Here is a 22,517-nt window from a genome sequence, read left to right as displayed (position 1 = left end):
CATATGACACAAAATTAACGCAATGGCGATCAAATCAGGTGAGGAAATCACCCAGCAGCCTATCATAGGCTCTGCCCCGGGTTATTCGACGGGGAATTCCATGGCACTTCAAGGCGGTACGGCACTTCTTTCTGACTTTCGCGCGTCATTCGAAACGCCGGATCTTCTGCGCCGGCTTCAGGACGGACTGATCGGCGACGGCATGCCGGTAGAGGGCCCGTTCGGCGTCAAGCCGCTGATCTATGCCGATTATGTCGCCTCCGGCCGGGCACTGCGCCAGGTCGAAGAGTTCATGCTCACCAAGGTGCTGCCCTACTATTCCAACAGCCATACGGAAGCGTCCTTCTGCGGGGGCTACATGACCCGCCTCAGGGAAGCTGCCCGTGGCGAGATCGCCAGGCTGTGCGGAGCGGATGACCGCCACGCGACGATCTTCTGCGGATCCGGAGCGACGGCAGGCCTGAATCGTCTGGTTCATCTTCTGGGCGTCTCGGAGGCGGTTGAAGCCGGTGAAAAGCCGCTGGTCGTGATCGGCCCCTATGAGCATCACTCCAATATCCTGCCCTGGCGCGAGAGCGGGGCTGAAGTCATCGAGATTTCCGAAGCAATGGACGGAGGCCCGGACCTTGCGGAGCTCGAGGCGGTTCTGACCGGAGCCCGCAAGGGCGGAGCCGGGGAAGACCGGCTGGTGGTCGGTGCCTTCTCCATGATGTCCAATGTCACCGGCATCGTCACGGATGCCGATGAGGTGAGCCGGGTGCTGAAACGCCACGGGGCCCTGTCCGTCTGGGATTGCGCGGGCAGCGGCCCGTATCTTCCGATCGACATGGCTGTGGGCACGGACGCTGAAAAGGATGCGGTGGCCGTGTCGCCGCACAAGTTCATCGGCGGACCTGGAGCTTCGGGCGTCATGATTGTCCGGAAGGGAGCGGTCCGCCGCCGTCTGCCGGTTCTGCCTGGTGGTGGCACCGTGCGTTTCGTCTCGCCCTGGGGGCATGACTACACGGCGAAGCTGGAAGCGCGCGAAGAAGCCGGTACGCCCAATGTTGCGGGAGATATCCGCGCCGCGCTTTGCTTCCTGGTGAAGGATGCGCTCGGTGCGGCCTATCTGGACCGCCGTCATGAAGAGCTGCGGCAGAAGGCTCTGGCCGCCTGGCGGGGCAATCCTCTGATCGAGATTCTGGGCTGTGAAGCGGCCAAGCGGCGCCTGCCGGTGTTCTCTTTCCGGGTGCGGAGCGGGCAAACCGGCGGGTACCTGCATCAACAACTTGTTACTCGCATGCTTTCGGATCTCTATGGCATTCAGGCGCGCGGCGGTTGCGCCTGTGCCGGTCCCTATGCGCATCGCCTGCTTGGGTATGACCAGGCCCGCTCGCAGGAACTGCGGCAGGCGATCCTGTCCGGCCAGGAGCTGGAGAAGCCCGGCTGGACCCGTCTCAATTTCTCGGTTCTGATGAGTGAGGACAAGGTGCAGACCATCCTGGATGCAGTTGATGATCTTTCCCGGCGGGCGCCGGAGTTTGCAGGTGCCTATGCCTGCGACAGCGCGACCGCACGCTTCCGCTATCGCGGGGAGGCTGCCTGATGTGCCGCTGGGCTGCCTGGAGCGGAGCTCCGAAGTATCTGGAAGAGCTGATCTGCGATCCTGAACATTCGCTGATCCACCAGAGCCGCAACGCCTTCTCCTGCAAGACCCAGGTGAATGCGGACGGCTTCGGTATGGCCTGGTACGACAACCGCAAGGAACCCTGCATCTACAAGGATGTGCGTCCGGCCTGGGCCGATGCCAACCTGCTGCAGCTTGCCCATCATGTGCGCTCGCCGCTGTTCCTGGCTCATATCCGCGCCTCAACGGGCACGGCGACAAACCATGACAATTGCCATCCCTTCACCCATGGCCGCTGGTGCTTCATGCATAATGGCCAGGTGGGCGGCTACGAGCATATCCGCAAGAAACTGGACGGGATGATCCCGGATCATCTCTACCGATACCGGACCGGCGCGACCGACAGTGAAGCACTGTTCCTGATCGCGGTCGGCTATGGTCTCGATCATGATCCGGTCGGGGCAATGGTGCGGGCGGTGCATGACGTCGAGCAGATGGCACGGGAACAGGGCGGCTTGCCGCATATGCGCTTCGCTGCCGCATGGTCTGATGGTACCCATCTCTTCGCGGCCCGCTATGCGTCGGACAATCTGGCGCCGAGCCTGTTTTTCCGCAGCTTCCGCGATGGCACGACTGTGGTTTCTGAACCCTTTGACACTGCCAGGGATGCCTGGATGGAAGTTCCGTCTTCCAGCATTCTCATGGTCGCGGACGGATTCGTGCAGCAGCAGCCTTTCCGTGAGCCGATGGCGCCTGCCGCCTGAGGTCTAGAGGATCGGAGACATCAGCCTTGCGCCTTGCGCGGCAACGCGGAAGGCGTAGCTGCGATGTTCCAGATCGTCGGCCTCTGTTTGGCGGGCATCGGCAAAGTCCCGCTCCAGCATCTCGGTGACCTTGGAGATCATCCGCTCATGGGTGAACCACAGGGTCACTTCGAAATTGATGCGGAAGGAGCGGTTGTCGAAGTTGACGGTTCCGACCGAGGTAAGCTGATCATCGACCAGAACCACCTTCTGGTGCAGGAAGCCCTTCTGATAGCGGTAGACCTTGATCCCGCGAGAGACCATCTCGTCCGCATGGGCGTGGCTGGCGAGCCAGACCATCGTGTGATCCGCCTTTTCCGGCAGGAGAATACGCACATCCACGCCGCGCATGGCCGCCGCGTAGAGGGCGGTCTGAATGTCTGAGCCGGGGACGAAATAGGGCGTGACGATCCAGAGCCGCTCCTTGGCCCGGGAGGCCGCCTCGGCAAAAGCGATGGCGCAGTTTTCAAGATTGTCTGCAGGACCGGTGGGCATGACCAGAACGGATTCGTCACCCGGCTGGGGAATGGAGGTGATGCCCTCGAGCGAGATCTCCGTGCCATTGGCCCACTGCCAGTCTTCGCTGAAGCTGATGGCGGCGGCGACAGCGGCAGGTCCGGACACCTTTACATGGGTGTCGCGCCAATGGCCGAAACGCTTGGAGCGGCCGAGATATTCGTCCGCCAGATTGTGTCCGCCGATCCAGGTGTGCTGGAAGTCGGTGACCACCACCTTGCGGTGATTGCGATAGTTCAGCCGCATTGGGCCGAGCATGCGCAGATATTTATGCTGCTCGTTGAACCCGCTGACCATGATGCCGGCGGCGGTCAGCCGTTCCAGATAGCTCCAGGGCAGGGAATTGCTGCCGATGTCGTCGTAAAGGAAATAGACCGAGACACCGGCTTTCGCCCGTTCGATGAGGGCATCGGCGACCTGATTGCCGATCTCGTCATCCCGTACGATGAAGAACTGGATCAGGATGCTGTGCTCGGCCTTTGCGATGCCGTCGAGGATCGAATTGAAGGTCGCCGTGCCATCGATCAGGAGTTCGGTCTGATTTCCCGCAAGGAAGGGGGTGCCTGCTATACTGGTCAGCACTGGCCAATGAGCCGAGCCTTCCACATCGGACAACTTGAGCTCGTTTGCCCGGCGGGCTCTTTCGCGCCGGCCAAGCCGCTTTTGGACCTTGGAATAGTCCGAGAAGGACCGCCAGGCGAAGACCAGATAGAGCGGCACGGTGAAAAGCGGCAGATAGAACAGGGACAGAAGCCAGGCGATGGAGCCCTGTGCCGTCCGGCTGCTCATGATCTCGCGGATCGCGCAGATGATCGCCGCCGCATAGAGAACCGTTGCGGCGGCGGCAAGGATGCCCAGGTTGTTGAGGACCGTGTCGAGCAGGAAAAAGCCCGTCTTCACGTCCGTGGCGGCGTCAACGATGAGAGCGGCGTCGCCGGAAGCTGCCATGGCGGGTCCTCAGGTTTCAGGTCTCAGAGGAAAGGGGCTTTCAGGGTCACTTCCCGCTCCAGCCAGCCTGGAACCGGCAGGTTCTTGGACTTCAGGAACTGCGGATTGTAGAGCTTGGACTGGCTGCGGGTGCCATGGTCGCACAGGATGGTCACGATGGTGTGGCCCGGTCCCATGTCCTTGGCCATGCGCCGTGCACCGGCCAGGTTGATGGCCGAAGAGCCGCCCAGAAGCAGGCCTTCATGCTCGGCCAGATCAAAGACCAGCGGCAGGGCTTCTTCATCCGGGATCGCATAGGGGAAGTCGACGGTGATGTCGCCGACGATCGGCGTGGAGCGGCCAAGGCCAATGCCTTCCGCAATGGAGCTGCCGTCGGTGGCCTTGGCTTCTCCATCCTTGAAGAGGTGGTACATGCCCGCGCCCAGCGGGTCTGCGCAGCCGATCTTGATGCCCGGCTTGTTGTCCCGCAGGAAGGTGGAGACACCGGCCAGCGTGCCGCCGGAACCCACTGCGCAGATGAAACCGTCAACCTTGCCGCCGGTCTGTTCCAGGATTTCCGGACCGGTGGTCAGGTAATGGGCCTTGCGGTTGTCTAGGTTGTTCCACTGGTCGGCAAAGAGCACGCCGTTCGGCTCGGTCTTGGCCAGTTCCTCGGCGAGGCGGCGGGCAACATGCTGGTAGTTGTTCGGGTCGGAAAAGGGCTTTGCCGGAACTTCAAGAAGTTCGGCGCCGCACATGCGCAGCATGTCCTTCTTTTCCTGGGTCTGGGTTTCCGGGATGACGATCACGGTGCGGTAGCCGCGGGCGCTGGCCACCAGGGCCAGACCGATGCCGGTGTTTCCGGCCGTACCTTCCACGATCAGGCCGCCCGGCTTCAGATCGCCGCGGGCTTCCGCTTCCAGAATCATCTGGCGGGCAGGGCGGTCCTTGACCGACTGTCCCGGATTCATGAACTCGGCCTTGCCGAAGATTTCGCAGCCGGTTTCCTCGGAGAGGGCGTTGAGGCGGATCAGGGGCGTGTTGCCGATGGCATCGACAACGGAAGAGACGGCGGTCATGTCAAAAATGCTTTCCAGGTCAGGTCCGGTGTCTGCAGGGAGCAGTCCGGTTCCGGGCATAGATCGTGTTCGGATTAGGTGGGGACGCTAATGGTCCTTGCAAGCCGGATCAAGCTTTTGGCACGGCTTGTTGCTGCGAATTGGTTGAAATCCGGGCCTTGCCTGTTCTACATTGCGCCCTAGCAACAGGTGACCAAACTCGTAAAATTCGGGAATGGTGTGATCTAAATCCCGCGTGGCTCCGTAAGGTGGAACAGGTTTGCTATTTCCGCCTTTCGGGAGTGCTATGAGCAATTGCATGGAAAAGAACGTCTCGGGACTTGATGAATTGCTGGCCGGCTTTGCGGCCGGGACGCTGGCAGCGCCTGCGCGGGCCCTTGTGGGGGCGCATCTGGAGCTGTCGGACCGCAATCGTCCTTACGTTTCCGGCCTCGAAGACCTTGCCGGTCTGGCACTTGAAGAGACCGTTCCTGTGGCTGTCAGCAACCGGGAGCGGGCCCTGGCCGATATTTTCGCGCTCGATGATCTGGACCAGACCTCTGTGGCAGAGCAGCAGGCGGGCGATCCGGTGCTTCCGGACAGTCTGCGGGAAATCATCAGCAAGCCGCTTGATGCCTTGCCGTGGAAGACGCTTCTTCCCGGAGTGAAGGAATGCAAGTTCGGTGAGATTGACGGCTGCGCAGCGTCGCTCCTGTGGGTGCGCGCAGGGCGGGCCATGCCGGCCCATACCCACGAAGGCACGGAACTGACGCTGGTCCTGAAGGGTGGCTTCAAGGACGCGGAAGGACATTTCGTCCGCGGTGACATCGCCTTTGCCAATGATGAATTGGACCACAAACCCATCGCCGATGACGATGAGGATTGCATCTGCTTTGCCGTCACCGACGGCAGCTTGCGTCTGACCGGGCCCATCGGCCGGTTCTTCGCTCCCTTCATGCGCTAGGGTTTCGCCCCCAAGCCTCTGGAAAAAGGCTGATCCGGCAATAGGTTTCGCACGTAGGTTCAGGACCTGCCGCGAAAGGAGCCGTCATGGCATCAGCCCGTATATCGCTCACCAAAGCCAAGCCGGAAGATGGATGTGTCTGGATCACCGGTGCCAGTTCCGGCATTGGCAGGGCTCTTGCGCTAACCCTTGCCCGGGACGGGTGGCGCGTTGCGGTCACCGCGCGCTCTGGCGACAAGCTGGCGCGGCTGGAGGAAGAGGCGGAAGGGCTGCCCGGGCAGATCATCAGCTTTCCCGGCGATATCACCGATGCCGCCGCCATGAAGGCGCTTCTGCGCATGATCGAGACACGTGTCGCGCCGCTGGCCGTGCTGGTTGCCAATGCCGGTGTCTATCTGCCGCAGGATGGTCTTGCTGGAAACGAAGACGAGTGGCGCACGACCATCAATGTCAATCTGATGGGAACCGTGAATGTGGTTCTGCCCGCCATCGAGGTGATGAAGGCCCGCCGCAAGGGGCAGATCGCCATCGTGTCTTCCAGTGCCGGATATGCGGGATTGCCGACCTCCGCAGCCTATGGGGCAACGAAGGCCGGGTTGATCAACATGGCCGAGGCGCTGAAGTTCGATCTTGACCGGGCCGGGATCGCTATCCAGGTGATCTGCCCGGGCTTTGTCGACACGCCTGCCACCGCCGGTAACCCGTTTCCGATGCCGGACATCATCACCGTTGACCGGGCGGCGGAGGAAATTGCCACCGGCCTGCAGCGGCCCGATCAGTTCGAGATCTATTTCCCGCGCGGCTTTGTCACCCAGCTCAAGCTGCTGCGGCTGCTGCCCTATGGTCTCTATTTCCGTCTGGTCGCCAAGGCGACCGGCTGGTCGAAGAAGCCGCTCTGAGACTTTCTAGAGCGGAATTTGATGCGGAACAAACTCCCAGCAGAATGAGGGTCTTGGACGGATTGTCCGTTACATGAAGAGGCTGCTAGCTCTTGGTTCATGAGCAATGCAGTCCGCACGAGTTCCAGCAAGTTTCTAAGCGCCGTCCTGGCGCTTTCCGTGCTGCTGTTGCTTGGGGCGCATTCCGGTGGCTGGGTCTCCCTGAGCCAGTCCTCCCGGAATGACCTGTCTGCCTATGCTCTTCCCGACGGCACGTTGCCGCTCATCTGTGAGCATTCCGAAGCTGGAGCAGATGGGCAAGGTGACAGGCCCTCTGGCCTTGGCAGGGAGTGTCCGGCCTGTGTGCTCTGCAAGACACTGGTGCTTGCATCCGCTCCCGTTCTTCCCGAATTCCGGTCTTCTGTCCGTGAGATCTTCCCTGATCCGCTCTTTGATCAGTGGCGCCCGGTTGCCCGAGCCGGACGGCATCAGCCACGGGCGCCGCCGGTGAGAGTGCCTGTCTGACCATGCCGCAGCGGGTCATCCGGACTGCGGCCGCGCATTCTCCCGACACAGGGGCGGTCTGAATCCGCCCAGCCAATGGACTGAACATCATGAAATCGTTTGCAATCGCACTTGCCGCCCTTGGTTTGTCTACTGTTTCCGCCTTTGCCCATGCGACCTACGAGGCAAAGACCGTGGAGCAGGGCAGCACCGCGAAAATCGTCTTGCGGGTGCCGCATGGCTGCGGCTCGGAACCGACCCTGAAGGTGCGCATCCAGATCCCGGAGGGCATCATCTCGGTCAAGCCCATGCCCAAGGCAGGCTGGACGCTGGACGTGGTGACGGGCGACTATGCCAACACCTATGAAGCCCACGGCAAGAAGGTGACCCGTGGCGTGAAGGAGATTATCTGGACCGGGGAGCTTCCCGACGCCTTTTATGACGAGTTCACCTTCCGGGGCCAGTTCACAGATAAGCTTCCGGTGGATCAGATGGTCTACATTCCCGCTGTGCAGGAATGCGCCACCGGCACAGCGCGCTGGGTGAATATTCCGGCAGACGGTCAGGATCCGCATGATCTTGAGGACCCGGCGCCGGGCGTGAAGGTTATCGCGCCAGAAGTGCATCAACATCACTGAGCTTTACTGGCCCAAAATGACGAAAGGGGAGCGCTTCAGGCGCTCCCCTTGAGTATTTCACGACCATGCTTTGTGCAGGTTTCAAGCCTGCTTCACATAGACCATCTGGCGCACGTCGATGTTGCCGGAGCGGAAGCCTGCTTCGCAATAGTGCAGGTAGAACTCCCAGAGCCGCTTGAAACGCTCGTCGAAGCCGAGGGGGCTGATGCGCGGCCAGGCTTCGCGGAAGCGGACGCGCCATTCGGCGAGGGTGCGGGCATAGTCCTGCCCGAAGATCCTCTGGTTGGCGAGATCGAGACCGAGCCGTTTGCCGATTTCCTCCAGTTTGCCAGGAGGCGGAAGCATGCCACCCGGGAAGATATGCCGCTGGATGAAGTCCGGTGTCCGGCGGTAGTCGTCGAACATGCGGTCCTGAATGGTGATGATCTGAAGACCGGCCTTGCCGCCGGGTCTCAGACAGTCCGAAAGCTGCTGGAAATAGGTCGGCCAGTAACGCTCGCCAACCGCCTCGAACATTTCGATCGAGGCGATCCGGTCGAAGGTGCCCCGTTCGTCCCGGTAGTCCTGGAAGACGACCTTGACCCGCTCGTTGAGCCCCGCTTTGAAGATTCTTTCGCTGGCGAAGTCGAACTGTTCCCTTGAGATGGTCAGTGCCCGAACATTGGCACCGATTTCCTTGCCGGCGAATTCCGCAAAGCCGCCCCAGCCGCAGCCGATCTCCAGCACCTCATGGCCGGGACGGATGTCGGCTTCCCGGGCGAGGGAGGCATATTTCAGGCGCTGGGCGGTTTCCAGATCCTGGGTGCTCTCGTCAAAGATCGCCGAGGAATAGGTCATCGTCGGATCGAGCCATTCCCGGTAGAAGGCATTGCCGAGATCATAATGGGCCGAGATGTTGCGGCGGGACCCTTTTCGCGTGTTGGCATTCAGCCAGTGGCGCAAGGACAGGAGCAGGCGGACGATCGGACGCCCGTTCAGGGCATCGACGGTCGCATCCCGGTTGATGCAGAACAGCTCCAGGAATGTGGTGATGTCCGGAGAGGACCAGTATCCGGCCATGAAGGCCTCACCGACCCCGACGTCGCCTCCCTGGATGACCATTTTCGGGAACCGCCAGTCGTGGACATTGAGTTCTGCGGAAGGGCCGGGCTCCTGACCCTCGAAGACAAAGGCCCGCCCATCGGGCGTGGTTACTTTCAGCTTGCCGTAGCGCAGGCGAAGCAGAATCTGGAACCCAAGTTTGGTGAGTCGCGGCAGTCCGGCCATGGCGGCGCGGGCGTTCTGGCGGGTAATGACAAGTGCATCAGTCATGGGTCGCGTCAGCCTCCATATCGGTCATTCGACCAGTTCTCGCGATCAGGGTCAGATGAATGACTTCAACCAGCTTTCAGCGATCCGCGGGTCTCGTCCGGAGCAGTCTTTCCGGAGGAGCCATTTGCGGGTCGTGGGTGAAATCGTACACCTTTGCGCCAGATTTTAAAGGCCTCCCAATGGATGCCGGCCATCACCTTGAGGGGCAGGAAGGGGATCTTCGCACAGAGCTTCAGGAGGGAAGCTGAGGTGAAGGGTCTGGCCGTGCCGTTGAAGGTGGCTGACAGGAGCGGACCTTCCTTGTCACTCTCCAGAATGCGGATCCGGACAGCTTCGCCAGGAGGAAGCAGCCGGAAGCGATAGGTCTGCTCCATGCTGACAAAGGGCGAAACATAGAAGAGCTTGTCTTGCTGCTGGCGCAGCCCCGCTTCGCTCAACTCTCCGTCCTTGACGCCCAGCACGTAGTGATGGATGCCGCCGAATGTGTTGCGGACCTCGTAGATCACGCCGGTCAGGGCGCCAGCAGCATCATAGGCATAGTAGACGGCCAGAGGATTGAACACGTAGCCGAGGATGCGTGGATAGCAGAGGAGCAGCACCCGGGCCGGCCGCTCGACGCCTTCTGCTTCCAGAAGCCTGTCCGCGTGAGCCCGCAAGCTTGAGCCATCCCTCGGGCCGTGGTCCCGCGCATGAAAACTGGACAGGTTGAACCGGCCGACAGAGAAGAGCGGGGTCATCCGGTCTGCTGCCTCCAGGTGATCCAGGTCGATCAGAATGCTGAAGACGTCATAGGTGAACCGGTGTTCCTCCGGCTTCATCCGCGCATGCATCACCGGACCGGCATAGAGCGTCAGCGCAGCACCGGGGGGCGGGCCGTTGTCACTCATGCTGGCTGGTTGTGCGGCGCGTGTCATTCGGCAGCTTCCAGAACCGGGTTGGCAAGATCGGTCTCCCAGGGCAGAACCGCCCCGAGACGCCCGGCAACGCTCAGGCCCGACTTCAATCCATCCTCATGGAATCCATAACCGGCCCAGGCACCGCAGAACCATGTGTTGTTGACACCCTGGATGCTGTCCAGCTGGCGCTGGGCGGCGAGGGCACCGGCATCGAACTGCGGATGGTCATAGACGAAGTGGGCGAAGGTCAGATCTTCGCGCGGCGGTTCCGGCGGGTTCAGGGTCACGATCAGTGGACGGCTGTTGTCGATGTTCTGCAGCTTGTTCATCCAGTAGCTGACGGTCACATCCCGCGTTGCCTCGCCGTCGGACCAGGCCATGTAGTTCCAGGACGCCCATGCCCTGCGGCGCTTCGGCATCAGGGAAAGATCGCGGTGCAGGTAGACATTGTTCGGGCGGTAGCGGATCGCGCTCAAAATAGCGCGCTCGCGCAGTGAGGCGTCCTCCAGCATGGCGAGGTTCTGATCCGTGTGACCTGCCAGAATGACCTGGTCGAACGTGTCGGTTCCGCCGAGACTGTCAGACACATGCACCTTCCCGGCTTCCCGGCGGATGCCGGTGACCATGGCGCCATAGCGGATCTGGCCTTCGAGCGGCGCAAGGAGCTTGCGCACATAGTTGCGGCTGCCACCGGACACCGTGCGCCAGATCGGCCGGTCGAAGTTGATCAGGCGGTGGTTTTCGAAGAACGAGACAAAGCTCTCTGCCGGGTAGGAGCGCATTTCCTCGATCGGGGTGGACCAGATGGCCGCGCCCATAGGCAGAAGGTAGTTCTGAACGAAATAGTCCGAGTAGCCGTTGCGGGCCAGGTAATTGCCAAGGCTGATCCCGGCGAGACGTCCAGCGGCCAGATCGACCGCACATGCCTTGTTGAACCGGAAGATCTCGCGAAGCATGCGCAGGAACCGCGGAGACAGCAGGTTGGAGCGCCGTGCAAACACCGTGTTGAGGTTCTGGCCCGACCATTCCAGCCGGCCTTCGTCGCGCGACAGGGCAAAGCTCATGTCGCTGGCTTCCGTCTCGACGCCCAGATGGGAGAGCAGGGCGGTGAAGTTGGGATAGTTCAGCTCGTTATAGACGATGAAGCCCGTATCGACGGAGATCGGTACGCCGTCATAGTCGATGTCGACCGTGGCGCTGTGACCTCCTGGCCGCAAGCGCTTTTCATAAAGAACGACCTGATGGTTTGCGCTCAGTGCCCAGGCTGCGCTGTTCCCCGAAATCCCGGAGCCGATGACGGCTATCCGCATTGGCAGCATCCTTCTTGTTCTTGTGGCCGATCCAAGGCGGCGCACCCTTTTGGTCTTGTTGTCAGCTTACGGGGGAGAAAAGAGGATGGATCAGGGCAGCTGCAAAATAAGTTGCGGAATCCATTAAAAAAATCGGCCAGGCACAGGGCCCGGCCGATTTTGGCTGTCAGGGAGGGTCAGCATGGTTCATCTGCCCGTGGAACTGCAGATCACGCAGGCAGCGTGTCCTTGATCCAGTTCCAGGCGACCTGGATGCGGGACGCAGCAGCATCGAAGAAGGCCACGACGTTCGCCCAGATCACCTGACCGACGGCGGCAAGGCTGAGCATCTGTGATGGCTTTTCCTGCTTGGGGGCAGGGGCGGCTTCCACGAACTCGACCGAGGCGGAGGTGTCAGGAGATTCAACCACGCGGCGGGTCACCAGCATCGGCGTATCTGAAATGACGCGGGAAGTGTCCAGCTTCGCAACGTTGGTGTCCGAGTGGAGGTCTCGAACGACAACAGCGCGGCCGTCCGGCAGCAGATGGGTCTCGTTGGTGCCGACTTCGCTCTCGTAGACAACCTCGCCATAGCTGTCGATCAGCTCGACCCAGACCGTGTTGCGTCCCTGGATCTGAACTTCTCCGACCCAGATGGTCATTTCGCTGTCGAGCGGATCTGCCTGACCGTCTGCGGCTGCAGACACCGTCACGGCAAGATTGTCCTCATCCAGAACCACTGTCTCCTGAGGACCATGATCCAGAGCGGCCTTGTTGAAGGCCATTGCCGGAGCGGTGCCGAGGCAGGTTGCGGCGATGAGCACTCCAGCCACGCCAGCGCGAAGGGCTGCCGGCAGAGCCTTGCTGCGGGGTGCTGTGTCAGTGCGGGTGTTCTGTGTCCATAGCTGTTCCATGACGACCTCCCGTTTGGGATATTCATGAACATTAACGCGATGGTGCCGGTCTGGTTCCCTCATTTTTGGATCGCCGCATCCATCCGCCTAGGTCATGTTCTTGCCATTTTTGCACCACAATTCTCTCAAATGGTCAAAAAGACCGCAAGAAAGCGGGACTTATTTTTAACTATTTGTTAACAAATTGGGTGACGTCTGCCGGTTTTTCCAGTGACTTCACGAGTCTGTGAACTTTTCAAACTGTAAAATCAGGCGGCCAGGACAGCGGGAATTGTTAACGCTTTAAGGCGCCCGGATTTGTTTTGGAAAGAGAATTTCGCCCCGGACAGGTGCAAAAATAAATTTCTTAGGCTGTTCTTTTCCTCCCCTTGGGAACCCTGCGGATAGGGCTTTCAGGTGCGGGGAGGCTCCGTCACATTTTCGCGAGGCATACAAAAAATCCGCCGCAGAGGCTGCGGCGGATCAAATCTCTTGTCCCGAAACGGTGTCTACCGCCCCTAGTTGAAGGAAACCGGCAGACGGAATGGCCAGGAACTGCGTCCTGCTTCCGCGGGGATCGGCGGGAAGGGGGCTGCACGGCGCACGGTTTCCAGCGCCGCGGCGTCCAGAATGTCCGAGCCTGAACTGCGGATCACCGAGACCCTCGACAACTGGCCGGACTGGGTCACGGTGAAGCTGACGTAGACATCGCCCGTGATCCGCTTGCGTTTGGCGGCAGAGGGATAGCGCAGGGCGCGGCGAAGGGCACGGGCGACCTTGCCCGGATAGTTGGAGACGGCCGCATTGCCTTCAGCGCCGGATCCGATGGTCTTGGCCCCACCCTTTTGCGCGTTGGCGTTGCTCTGACCGCCCGCGCCTGACTGGGCACCGGACTTCTCAGCCCGCTTCTTGGTTTCCTTCTTTTGCGCCTGTGCGGTCTGGGTCTTCTGCTTTACGGGCTTCTGGACTTCCGGTGGCGTTTCAGGGCGTGCGGTCGGCAGAGGGACTGGTTCAACCGGTTGTTCGACCGGCAGTTCCATCGCTGTTTCCAGAGGCTTTTCAGGCTCCGGTTGAACCGTCTCAAGCGGGGGCTGTTCCGCGGGTTGAATTTCCTGGGGCTGGATCGTCTCGGGTTGAACGGCAGCCAGCGGCTCCAATGGCAACTCGCGGGGTTCTTCAGACTCCACAAAGCTGCCTTCGATGGTGCTGTTCACGGCCCTTGCCGTCAGCTGCGCCGTTTCCGCGGGCTTGATCACATCCTCGACAGGTGTCTGTTCGAGCGGCTTCACCGGCTCGGCGACTTCTTCCATCATGGTTTCAGGCTGAAGTTCCGGCATTTCCGTGCCTTCGACGAGCATGTCGTCAAAGGCCTCGCCGAGCGTGACGGCCTGGCTTGCTGCGCCGCCTGCGATCAGCACCTCATCAGGGGCCTTGGCGAAATACCACATGGCAAAGCCGCCATGGGCCACAACCGAAAGGGCGATGGCGAGGGCAAGACCCGAAAGGCGCGGGGGCTCGAGCACGTCCGTGGTCATTTCGACCTCGCAGTGACGATCGTCATGCGTCCGGCACCGGCCTTTTGCAGGTCAGCCACCACATCCAGCAGCGTTACGGCCTGCGTGTCCTTGTCGGCGATGATCCGCAGGGCTTCGTTCGGGGCTGCCACGCCGTCTTCCGATACAGCGCTGACGGCGGCCGCGGTCGTCTCAGGACGGCGGAGCAGGAACTCTTCCACGGTGATTGGCTCGCCCATGTAGTGAAGGCTGCCGTCCGCCCGCACGACGAGGGCATGGGGCGGGGGAACAGGGGGCGCATCTTCGCTGTCGATCATGGTGACCGACTTGTCGAGCGGAGGGGCAAGCTGACCGGCGACGAGAAAGAAGATCAGCATCAGGAAGACGATGTTGATCAGGGAGAGGGTGTTCTCACTCTGGCGCTGGATCGGGGCAAGCGGGAGCTTTTTCATAAGCCGGTACGCATACTCGTGTTATGTCGGGGCGGTGCCGGGCTTCCGGTCCGTTGAAAGGCCGGAAGCTCCTCGGGGTCACCTTATCGGGCGACAGTCACCGTGAGGCCTTCGATGCGGCGAACCTGCTCGAGGGCTGTGACGAGGTCCTGGGCGGTCGAGGTGCCACGCGGGATCAGGAGAACCGACTTGGCGCCCTTTTCCTGAAGCTCTGCCAGAGCTGCACCGAGCTCTTCTGCCTGAACGGGCCTGCCGTTCAGGAGCAGGCCGTTTTCGTCTACGGCCAGAATGGCATCCGGACCTTTTCCGCTGCCGGTGGACTGACCGCCCGGAGCGGCAATGTCGATTTCCCCGAAACGGGTGAAGGTCGACGTCAGCATGAAGAACAGCAGCAGGAGAAAGATCACGTCAATCAGGGACGTGAGCGACAGCTTCCGCGCCCGGGCGCGGGGCATGTTAATGTGCATGAGCTGCTGCCCCGTTCAGGGGAACGGCGCGCGGGCCGGTGGAGGCATGAGCGGCTTCAGTCGCGACACGGCCTGCGCCGGAGGACTTGCGGTCACCGCTTACGTGGGCCAGCAGAATGCCTGCGGTCAGTGTCTCGATGGCAACGCGCTCATGGTCGATGCGGCTTTCCAGGAATGTCAGGATCAATGACACCGGCATGGCAACGGCAAGGCCGGCAGCCGTCGTCAGAAGAGCGACCCAGATACCGCCTGCAAGCATGGACGGATCAACCGAGTTGCCTGCGGCCTGCAGAGCCTGGAAGGCTTCGATCATGCCGAGAACCGTGCCGAAGAGACCCAGAAGCGGAGCAATCTGTGCGATAGCATCCAGAGCCTTCAGGCCCCACTGCTGCTGATGCAGCCGTGCCATGGCCTTGCGGGTGATTTCCTGTTCGATTTCGCTGCGGTCATGTCCTTGAACGGTGAGCTGCATCGCGGTGAAGACAGCTTCGGAAGTGGCCGAGCGCGAGGAGGAGAGGCGTTCGAGCGCTTCGCGCTGCTGGCCGGAGCGCCAAAGGGCGACCGCAGAGCGGGCGCGGCCCGCGCGGCCGACGCCTTCACGGCTGAACTGCAGGAACTTGACCAGAACCAGAGCGAGGGCAATGACCGACAATCCGCCGATCAGCATGACGACCGGGCCACCGGTTTCCAGAATGCCGAGGATGGGCTGAAGCAGGCTGGACACGTCCATGATGTCAGATCTTTCGTTGGGTGTCTGGGGCGGGCCGCCCGGGGCGGCTCACGGAATAGGATTGTGCGTTACTTGATGAAGGCGATGTCGGTGCGGCTGGTCGGGGCCAGAGCGCTGACACAGGTATTCTCTGCGCCTTGAACCGGATCGGCTTGCTCGCAGCGGGCTGCGCCATTGACCAGGATCTGGCTGAGGCCAGGGCACTTGGAGCCCTTCAGTTCGAACTGGCGCACGAAGGTCTTGCCGTCCGGCATGGAGCCGAAATCGAAGGCGGACATGCGCTCGACCAATCCATCCTTGTCGAACAGGACCAGTTCATAAGCGACTGAGGACAGCGGCAGGCCGGTCTCGTTTTTGCCGACGAAGGTCAGGAGACATCCGGTCTGGGTGTCCGTTGCCTTGTTCAGTTCCAGCGCAAGCGGCTTGGCTGCATTACCTTCCGCCATCGCAGATCCCATCGAAAGGCTCAGCGCGAGGCTCGCAGCGGTCAAACCGGTGAGGGCGCCGGAGCGGAAGAGGGCTGCAGGCATGTTCAGGTCCTTAAATGTCGTGCCTTGTCCGGCGGAGAGAGGAGGAGCCGGAAAAGGTGAAAATTCAACTCATGTATTGCAGTGGCTACAAAACATGACCTATAGAGTCAAGTAAATGATGGATTGCACGATCTGCAAAGGCGCCATTTGTGGCTGAAACCGGCAGATCATAGCGAGCTTGCCTGAAGTCCTTGCCGAGAGCCGCTTCCCCGCGGGCTTTTCGAACGGGACCCTCTCATGGCCCCTGTGAAGGGCCGGTTTCAGGTGCCAGCCGTGCAGTTTTAGTGGCGGTGAGACAGCAGTCTCTCCGGCCTGAAGCGCGGCGAATCTTTGATATCCGCGCCCTCCTTTCAGATGAAGCAGCCGACTAAGCCTGATTCTTCCCGGCGGCGAGCTGCAGCGCTCACAGCAAACGGATACGACATGAACATCAGACCTCACACTGAACAGGGCTCAACGGAAAACGCTCTGCTTACCCCCTTTGAAGCTGGTGCACCTGTGGATGGAGCAAGGGTGCGGCTTGCCCGGGCAGAAAACCCGAAGCTGCGCGAGCGTGACCTTGCCCAGCGGCTTGGTATTTCCGAAGCCGAGTTTCTGGCTGCCGGCGGATCGGGTCCGGTCACGCGCCTGGATATCCGTTTCGAAGACATCTTCAACGGCCTGAAGACGGTTGGTGAAGTCATGTCGCTGGTGCGCAATGAAAGCGCCGTGCATGAAAAGATCGGCCCTTTCGAGAAGTTCCTGCCGGGTCGCCAGGCGGCCCTGGTCCTGGGCGAGCAGATCGATCAGCGGATTTTCCCCTCGCACTTTGTCTATGGTTTTGCCGTAGAGAAGGCCGATGGCACGTCCGTGCGTCACTCCCTGCAGTTCTTTGATAAATACGGCGATGCGGTGATGAAGATCCACGCGCGCGCGGCAACTGACATGGAAGCCTGGGCCAAGCTGGTTGCCAGCCTCAAATCCGCAGACCAGCCCGAGGGGCTGTCCGAACGCCTTGCGTCGGCTCCGGCTCACGTGCGTCCGACTGCTGATCTCACCAAGGAGCGTGAGTTGCGCGAGCGCTGGAAGGCCATCAACGATCCGCATCAGTTCTTCGGCATGCTGCGCGAACTGGAAATGGATCGTCTCAACGCATTGCATCTGGCCGGTGAGGAACTGGCCTGGGAGCTTGAGGGCGGCACGGTCGCAGCCATGCTCAAGCTGGCGGCTCAGGAACAGATTCCAATCATGTGCTTCATCGGCAGCCGCGGATGCATTCAGATCCACCATGGCGCCGTTCATGAAATCAAGGAAATGGGACCGTGGATCAACATCATGGATCCGACCTTCCATATGCATCTGCGCCAGGACCACATCACTGAAGTCTGGGCTGTCCGCAAGGGCGCCGATCATGGCCACGTTACCTCCATCGAGGCCTATGATGCGGCCGGTCAGCTCATCGTACAGTTCTTCGGTGTGCGGACCGAGGGGCAAGCGGAACGTGATGATTGGCGCGAGCTGGTCGAGAACCTGCCGCGTATCCGGTCCGTGGAGGTAGCGTGACATGGGTCGGACCTTTTCCCTCCTGAACACACTTGCCGTACCGGCATTGGCTTTGCTGGCGATGGGGGCTGGCTCCCTCAAGGCCGAGGAACTCGCGCAGTCGCGAAAGATCGTCTCCATCGGCGGCTCGGTCACGGAGATCGTCTACGCCCTGGGCGGTCAGGACAGGCTGGTTGCCCGGGACAGCACCAGTCTTTATCCGGCAGAAGCCACGGCCCTGCCGGATGCAGGCTACATGCGTGCCCTGTCTCCCGAAGGTGTCCTGTCGGTCGATCCGGATGGCATTCTTCTTCTGGAAGGCAGCGGACCGCCTGAAACCTTGTCTGTTCTGAAGTCGACCGGGCTGCCTTTGGTCGAAGTGCCGGAAGACTACAGTGCCGAAGGCATCCTGAAGAAGGTCGAGGTGGTCGGGCTCGCGCTTGGACTGGAGAAAGAGGCTGCTGCCCTTCAGGCGAAGCTGTCGGCCGATCTGACGGAGGCACAGGAAGAGGGCCGTACCAAGGGCAAGGGCGTCCGCGTCATGTTCATCCTGTCCACCCAGGGCGGGCGGATCATGGCATCCGGAAGTGATACGGCTGCTGCGGGCATTCTCAAGCTTGCCGGCGCGGTCAACGCCGTCGAGGGCTATTCCGGATACAAGCTCCTGACCGATGAATCCGTGATTTCGGCGGCACCGGACGTCATTCTGATGATGGACCGCGCAGGCAATCACGCAGCCAGCGCGGAAGAAGTTCTGGCTTCTCCCGCCCTGCAGCAGACACCCGCAGGCAAGAACAAGCGCATGATCCGCATGGAAGGCCTCTATCTGCTGGGCTTTGGCCCGCGGACAGCAGATGCAGTGCGCGAGCTTGCCAGTGAACTTGCCAAGTCGGGCTCCTGAGAGGATGTGAGATGATGCAAGCTCTGGAGACCATGACGTCTTCCGAGACACCGACCAAGGCACCTGGAGCAAAATCCGGCAGGCCGTTTTTCCGCTGGCGGCAGGTGGAAGACGGAGACCGGAGCGGCATCGCACGGCTGGTCATCTGCCTTCTGGCTTTGCTTCTTGCTGCCGTCATGGTCTTCAGCCTGACCGCCGGGGCAAGCGATGTCGGGCCGGCAACGCTGTTTTCCGCCTGGTTCGGAACGGGCGATATCTCCATGCGCGATGACATCATCCTCCATTCGATCCGGCTTCCCCGCGTTGTCCTCGGAGCACTGGTCGGTGCCGGGCTTGCGGTTTCCGGCGCGGTCATGCAGGGGCTTTTTCGCAATCCCCTGGCTGATCCCGGCATTATCGGAGTTTCCTCCGGAGCGGGGCTCGGAGCTGCCTTTGTCATCGTGCTCGGTGGCCTGCTGCCTGCCTCACTGGCTGCGGCCGCCGGGTTCTACATGCTGCCGATTGCGGCTTTCTTCGGGGCCCTGGCTGTCACAACGCTGCTTTACAGGATAGGCACGCGGTCCGGTCAGACCTCGATTGCCACCATGTTGCTGGCAGGCATCGCCATCGCCGCGCTTTCAGGGGCCTGCATTGGTCTTCTCGTTTTCATCGCAGATGACCAGCAGCTCAGGGATCTGAATTTCTGGGGCCTCGGATCTTTGGCGGGCGCCAACTGGGACAAGGTCCTCTCGGCCGGGCCGGTCATCGGTCTTGTTCTTGTTGCAATGCCGCTGCTTGGCAAGGGGCTCAACGGCCTCTTCATGGGAGAGGCCGTCGCCGGTCACATGGGCATCAATGTCCAGAGGCTGAAGCGAATGGCGATCGTGACGGTCTCCGCTGCAACGGGTGCCTCGGTCGCGGTCAGTGGTGGCATCGGCTTTGTCGGCATTGTCGTGCCTCATCTGCTGCGCCTGGTGATCGGTCCCGACAACCGGTATCTGCTTCCAGCTTCTGCCTTGCTCGGAGGCTCGATGCTGGTTCTGGCCGATACGGCGAGCCGCATCATGGTGGCACCGGCGGAACTGCCCATCGGCATTCTGACCGCACTTGCCGGTGCCCCCTTCTTCCTCTGGGTGCTTCTTGGCCGCAAGGGGCTCAACACGCAATGAACGGATCAAAGGGAATGCTGAGTGCAAGCGCACTTCAGGTGCATATCGGCAGACGCGCCATTGTGTCCGGCGTCCTGTTCGAAGCAAGGGCGGGTGAAATCACCGCCATCATCGGCCCGAACGGGTCCGGAAAAAGCACTCTGCTGCGCGGGCTGACCGGGGATCTGCCCTATCTGGGACGAGCATGCCTCAACGGGCAGGAAATCCGGGATATGCCCCAGCAGATGCTGGCGCGGCACCGCGGTGTCTTGCCGCAGCACAGCACCTGCAGTTTTCCGCTTACCGTGCGCGAAGTGGTGCGGCTTGGGGCGACCCAGCGCAGTCATGCCGGAGCCTTGAGTGAAGGCGAGTTGATTGCGCGCGCTCTTGCCTCGGTAGATCTGTCAGGCTTCGAGGGCCGTCCCTATCATGATCTTTCCGGAGGAGAGCAGCAGCGGGTTCAGCTCGCCCGTGTGCTCTGCCAGATCTTCGAGCCCAAGGTGGATGGGGCTCCCCGCTGGCTGTTTCTCGACGAGCCGGTCTCAAGCCTCGACATCCGGCATCAGCTGCAAGTCATGGACGTGGCAAGGGCCTATGCGGAAGCGGGCGGCGGCGTCGTCGCTGTGCTGCATGATCTGAACCTGACGGCCATGTATGCCGATCAGGTCCTGGCGCTCAAGAACGGCCGTCTTGTTGCCACCGGCGCTCCAGACGAGACACTGACCACCGCTCTGATCCGGGATCTTTACGAGTGCGATCTTTCGGTCGGAACGGTTCCCTCCGGTCACAAGCCCTTCATTCTTCCTCACGGTGCAAGGGCCTGAGGTCCAGTCTCCCGCTCCACTAAAATCTGTAGCGCGGACTTGCAGACCCTGCGTTCTGTCATAAATGATCGAAGTAGTTTCGATTATTAGGTGTGATGCTCAGAGAGAGGCACTGCCACTTGACGGATGGCCCGGAAACGAAAGGTGTTTTTGCATCTGCGAATACACGCTCCAGTCGTTTTGACAGGGGGGCGGGCCTTGGATAGGCTTCGCGGCAAGAGGGTATCTTGATGCTGCGTTGTCCTGACCGGACGGTCTTGCTGTTGTCATGCTGCAGGAGCGAACAGGGGAAGGTGCGCAGGCTTTGATATAGTCCGGATAGGCACGCGAACGGAAGATTGACCTGCAAGTCTGTCGATTGCGCCATTGGCAACGACAAGCTTCAAAATTGGCTAATGACGGGTGAGGGACCGGTTCAGGATGCTGAAGGGAACGATTGCGGCTCGTACATTCAAGACAGCGCGTTTCGTTTGCAAGGAATGCGGGCTGGACTGGCCTGCCATTGCCCGGGAGACGGGAGTCAATCCGGATCTGCCCACCATGCCATCCGAGATGATGGTGCCGTTGAACCATCTCATTTCGATCTACGAACTGATCGCCCTCAGGACTGGTGACGATGCTGTCTGTGCCCGATATGGTGCGCAGCTTCCCATTGGATCTGCCGAGATCTACGACTATGTCGCACTGACCGCCCGCAGCCTGCAAAGGGCGCTGGAAAACTGGACGAGGTTCCAGCGGCTTGCGTCGAGCCACATCGAGATGAATTTCGAGGTGTCAAATGGCTGGGGCAGCATGTCCTGGGAGTTTCCGGACCCGGAGACCGAGCACAGGCAATATCTCAGTCTCAACATGGCGGCGATGAGCCATCGGATCCACTACATGCTTGGGGGCAAGGCAGACGGCATCACCGCCGAATTCCGGTTCGCGGCCCCCCGCAACCGCGAAACCTACGAGGACGTCTTTGGACCGAAGGTACGCTTCGGCCAGACACGCAACAGGATCCTCATTCCGGCCGGTTTGCTTCCGGAAAAGCCCGTGCCAAGCGACCCCATTCTCAATGCCTTGATGGAGAAATTCGCGCTCAACCAGATGACCGCCTCGACGGCGCCGGAATCTCTTTCCGAGCGGGTGGTTCAGACGATTGCCAGCTCCCTGAGGGACGGGGATGTGTCCCTGGACAAGGTGGCTGCCAAGATGGGCATGTCCCGGCGCACATTGCAGCGCCAGTTCGAACAGGATGGGACGAATTTCCGCAAGGTTCTCGACGGGGTCCGCCGGTCTCTCGCCAAGCAATATCTGACGGAACATGACATGCAGGTGGGGGAAGTCGCCTATCTGCTCGGCTATTCGGACATGAGCAGTTTCTCCAGAGCGGCCAAGACCTGGTTCGGCACCTCGCCCAAGGCGGTCCGCCGCGCTCGCTGATGCTGCTTGATCTGGCCGGTTTGGCGTGCCTGGTTTTCAGGCCGCGCAATACTTGCGTCGGCTGCCAGCGAGTTGGGGGTTGGAGGCGGATACTGCCGCTGTGATCTCCACAATCCATCGGGAATATCTGAATGGTCAGGACCCGGTGGCAGTCATGAAACCTTGGGCAGACGGCATCAATCCTTCAGCAGTGAGGCTGAAAGCAGTGTGATGGGATTTCACTGTGTCAGCGTGTTCACCAGCTAAAACGTGAAAGCAAACACGGACCAAGCCCGGCAACCTAAGTTTTGCGGTTCAATCGAGCGCATGCAGTTGACGGTAAAACCGGACAACTCAAGCGTTTATATGTGTTTGCCCGGTCTTTTGCGATGGGGCCACATGACCGGACAAAATGGCAGACCCTATGGGCTGCAGCAGTCAATTTCAGGCCGGTTTTCCCGCAGAGACGAGGTCCGTGCTTCTGCGTGAATCCGGCATCTCATTTATGACGCTACGTTAGATTGGAGCGCGTGAGTCGTTCAAGTAAAAACACGTAGGGAATATAAAAGCTCTTCGCCGATGATTAATGCAGGGTTGAAAAGACGGTAGAAAAAGCAGAAGTCCGCCGCTTGCCATGGAGATTCTGAGAGGCTTGGAGGCGGGTGGAATGAAGCTGGACAACTATGTATGCGCACGGCGGGAAGGGAAGTTTGTTCCCCAGCATCTGAGCGCAAAAGCATGCGCAAATCTTTGCAGTGGTGCTG

22 protein-coding genes are annotated in these 22,517 nt (G+C 60.8%); 11 read left to right on the top strand and 11 right to left on the bottom strand.

Going from position 1 to position 22,517, the window contains the following annotated elements; all coding sequences use genetic code 11:
* Window positions 1-100 precede the first annotated feature (100 nt).
* Both BUA94_RS07690 and BUA94_RS07685 read left to right on the top strand, forming a co-directional pair.
* The gene (locus tag BUA94_RS07690; protein ID WP_073013728.1) at window positions 101-1,585 is read left to right on the top strand and encodes an aminotransferase class V-fold PLP-dependent enzyme; all 1,485 of its coding nucleotides are present in this window, start codon (window positions 101-103) and stop codon (window positions 1,583-1,585) included.
* Window positions 1,585-2,370, top strand: a complete 786-nt coding sequence (locus tag BUA94_RS07685) for a class II glutamine amidotransferase (protein WP_073011443.1) — start codon at window positions 1,585-1,587, stop codon at window positions 2,368-2,370. Before BUA94_RS07690 ends, BUA94_RS07685 begins: the two co-directional genes overlap by 1 nt.
* A gap of 3 nt (window positions 2,371-2,373) precedes the next feature.
* Here BUA94_RS07685 and cls read toward each other — a convergent pair whose 3' ends face one another.
* Together cls and BUA94_RS07675 are read right to left on the bottom strand one after the other, a co-directional pair.
* Window positions 2,374-3,873 (bottom strand): cardiolipin synthase, encoded by a 1,500-nt coding sequence (gene cls, locus BUA94_RS07680; RefSeq protein WP_084081859.1) that lies wholly within the window; start codon window positions 3,871-3,873, stop codon window positions 2,374-2,376.
* A 23-nt stretch (window positions 3,874-3,896) separates the two neighbouring features.
* A complete protein-coding gene (locus BUA94_RS07675; protein ID WP_073013726.1) occupies window positions 3,897-4,931 on the bottom strand; it encodes a cysteine synthase A in 1,035 nt (344 codons plus the stop codon).
* Window positions 4,932-5,229: 298 nt separating this feature from the next.
* Here BUA94_RS07675 and BUA94_RS07670 point away from each other — a divergent pair, with 298 nt between their 5' ends.
* The 4 genes from BUA94_RS07670 to BUA94_RS07655 all read left to right on the top strand — a co-directional run bounded on the left by BUA94_RS07670 (window position 5,230) and on the right by BUA94_RS07655 (window position 7,894).
* Window positions 5,230-5,874, top strand: coding sequence for a ChrR family anti-sigma-E factor (locus BUA94_RS07670; RefSeq protein WP_073011440.1), 645 nt, complete (start codon window positions 5,230-5,232; stop codon window positions 5,872-5,874).
* An 86-nt stretch (window positions 5,875-5,960) separates the two neighbouring features.
* Window positions 5,961-6,773 (top strand): SDR family NAD(P)-dependent oxidoreductase, encoded by an 813-nt coding sequence (locus BUA94_RS07665; RefSeq protein ID WP_073011436.1) that lies wholly within the window; start codon window positions 5,961-5,963, stop codon window positions 6,771-6,773.
* Between the two features lie 99 nt (window positions 6,774-6,872).
* Window positions 6,873-7,277, top strand: coding sequence for a hypothetical protein (locus tag BUA94_RS07660; protein ID WP_073011433.1), 405 nt, complete (start codon window positions 6,873-6,875; stop codon window positions 7,275-7,277).
* An 89-nt stretch (window positions 7,278-7,366) separates the two neighbouring features.
* Window positions 7,367-7,894 (top strand): YcnI family copper-binding membrane protein, encoded by a 528-nt coding sequence (locus BUA94_RS07655; protein ID WP_073011430.1) that lies wholly within the window; start codon window positions 7,367-7,369, stop codon window positions 7,892-7,894.
* An 81-nt stretch (window positions 7,895-7,975) separates the two neighbouring features.
* Here BUA94_RS07655 and BUA94_RS07650 read toward each other — a convergent pair whose 3' ends face one another.
* The 9 genes from BUA94_RS07650 to BUA94_RS07610 form a co-directional block, all read right to left on the bottom strand.
* Window positions 7,976-9,205, bottom strand: coding sequence for an SAM-dependent methyltransferase (locus BUA94_RS07650; RefSeq protein ID WP_073011427.1), 1,230 nt, complete (start codon window positions 9,203-9,205; stop codon window positions 7,976-7,978).
* 65 nt (window positions 9,206-9,270) lie between these two features.
* Entirely contained in the window at window positions 9,271-10,119 is an 849-nt protein-coding gene (locus BUA94_RS07645; protein ID WP_073011424.1) for a DUF1365 domain-containing protein, read from the bottom strand.
* Complete coding sequence (locus tag BUA94_RS07640; protein WP_073013725.1) at window positions 10,116-11,411, bottom strand: NAD(P)/FAD-dependent oxidoreductase; 1,296 nt, start codon at window positions 11,409-11,411, stop codon at window positions 10,116-10,118. The genes BUA94_RS07645 and BUA94_RS07640 overlap by 4 nt, the downstream gene beginning before the upstream one ends.
* A 209-nt stretch (window positions 11,412-11,620) precedes the next feature.
* Entirely contained in the window at window positions 11,621-12,304 is a 684-nt protein-coding gene (locus BUA94_RS07635) for a hypothetical protein (RefSeq protein ID WP_208980022.1), read from the bottom strand.
* 497 nt (window positions 12,305-12,801) lie between these two features.
* On the bottom strand, window positions 12,802-13,818 hold the full coding sequence (locus BUA94_RS07630) for a TonB family protein (RefSeq protein WP_073011421.1): 1,017 nt from the start codon (window positions 13,816-13,818) through the stop codon (window positions 12,802-12,804).
* Entirely contained in the window at window positions 13,815-14,249 is a 435-nt protein-coding gene (locus BUA94_RS07625) for an ExbD/TolR family protein (RefSeq protein ID WP_073011416.1), read from the bottom strand. Before BUA94_RS07625 ends, BUA94_RS07630 begins: the two co-directional genes overlap by 4 nt.
* An 83-nt stretch (window positions 14,250-14,332) precedes the next feature.
* A complete protein-coding gene (locus BUA94_RS07620) occupies window positions 14,333-14,716 on the bottom strand; it encodes an ExbD/TolR family protein (protein WP_073011412.1) in 384 nt (127 codons plus the stop codon).
* Window positions 14,706-15,446 (bottom strand): MotA/TolQ/ExbB proton channel family protein, encoded by a 741-nt coding sequence (locus BUA94_RS07615; protein ID WP_073011409.1) that lies wholly within the window; start codon window positions 15,444-15,446, stop codon window positions 14,706-14,708. Before BUA94_RS07615 ends, BUA94_RS07620 begins: the two co-directional genes overlap by 11 nt.
* Window positions 15,447-15,514: 68 nt before the next feature.
* The gene (locus BUA94_RS07610; RefSeq protein ID WP_073011406.1) at window positions 15,515-15,976 is read right to left on the bottom strand and encodes a hypothetical protein; all 462 of its coding nucleotides are present in this window, start codon (window positions 15,974-15,976) and stop codon (window positions 15,515-15,517) included.
* A 423-nt stretch (window positions 15,977-16,399) separates the two neighbouring features.
* Here BUA94_RS07610 and BUA94_RS07605 point away from each other — a divergent pair, with 423 nt between their 5' ends.
* From BUA94_RS07605 to BUA94_RS07585, 5 genes are all read left to right on the top strand, one after another.
* A complete protein-coding gene (locus tag BUA94_RS07605; RefSeq protein ID WP_084081858.1) occupies window positions 16,400-17,518 on the top strand; it encodes a hemin-degrading factor in 1,119 nt (372 codons plus the stop codon).
* Between the two features lies 1 nt (window position 17,519).
* On the top strand, window positions 17,520-18,398 hold the full coding sequence (locus tag BUA94_RS07600; RefSeq protein WP_073011403.1) for a heme/hemin ABC transporter substrate-binding protein: 879 nt from the start codon (window positions 17,520-17,522) through the stop codon (window positions 18,396-18,398).
* A 14-nt stretch (window positions 18,399-18,412) separates the two neighbouring features.
* On the top strand, window positions 18,413-19,546 hold the full coding sequence (locus BUA94_RS07595; RefSeq protein ID WP_408011939.1) for a FecCD family ABC transporter permease: 1,134 nt from the start codon (window positions 18,413-18,415) through the stop codon (window positions 19,544-19,546).
* A gap of 14 nt (window positions 19,547-19,560) precedes the next feature.
* Entirely contained in the window at window positions 19,561-20,349 is a 789-nt protein-coding gene (locus tag BUA94_RS07590) for a heme ABC transporter ATP-binding protein (RefSeq protein ID WP_073011400.1), read from the top strand.
* Window positions 20,350-20,769: 420 nt separating this feature from the next.
* Window positions 20,770-21,774 carry a helix-turn-helix domain-containing protein gene (locus BUA94_RS07585; protein ID WP_073011397.1) on the top strand — a complete coding sequence of 335 codons (1,005 nt, stop codon included), beginning with the start codon at window positions 20,770-20,772 and terminating at the stop codon, window positions 21,772-21,774.
* Window positions 21,775-22,517: the final 743 nt, after the last annotated feature.

This window comes from Roseibium suaedae (genome assembly GCF_900142725.1).
In the GTDB taxonomy this organism is placed as follows: Bacteria; Pseudomonadota; Alphaproteobacteria; order Rhizobiales; family Stappiaceae; genus Roseibium; species Roseibium suaedae.
This window is presented reverse-complemented; position numbering and strand designations above follow the sequence as displayed.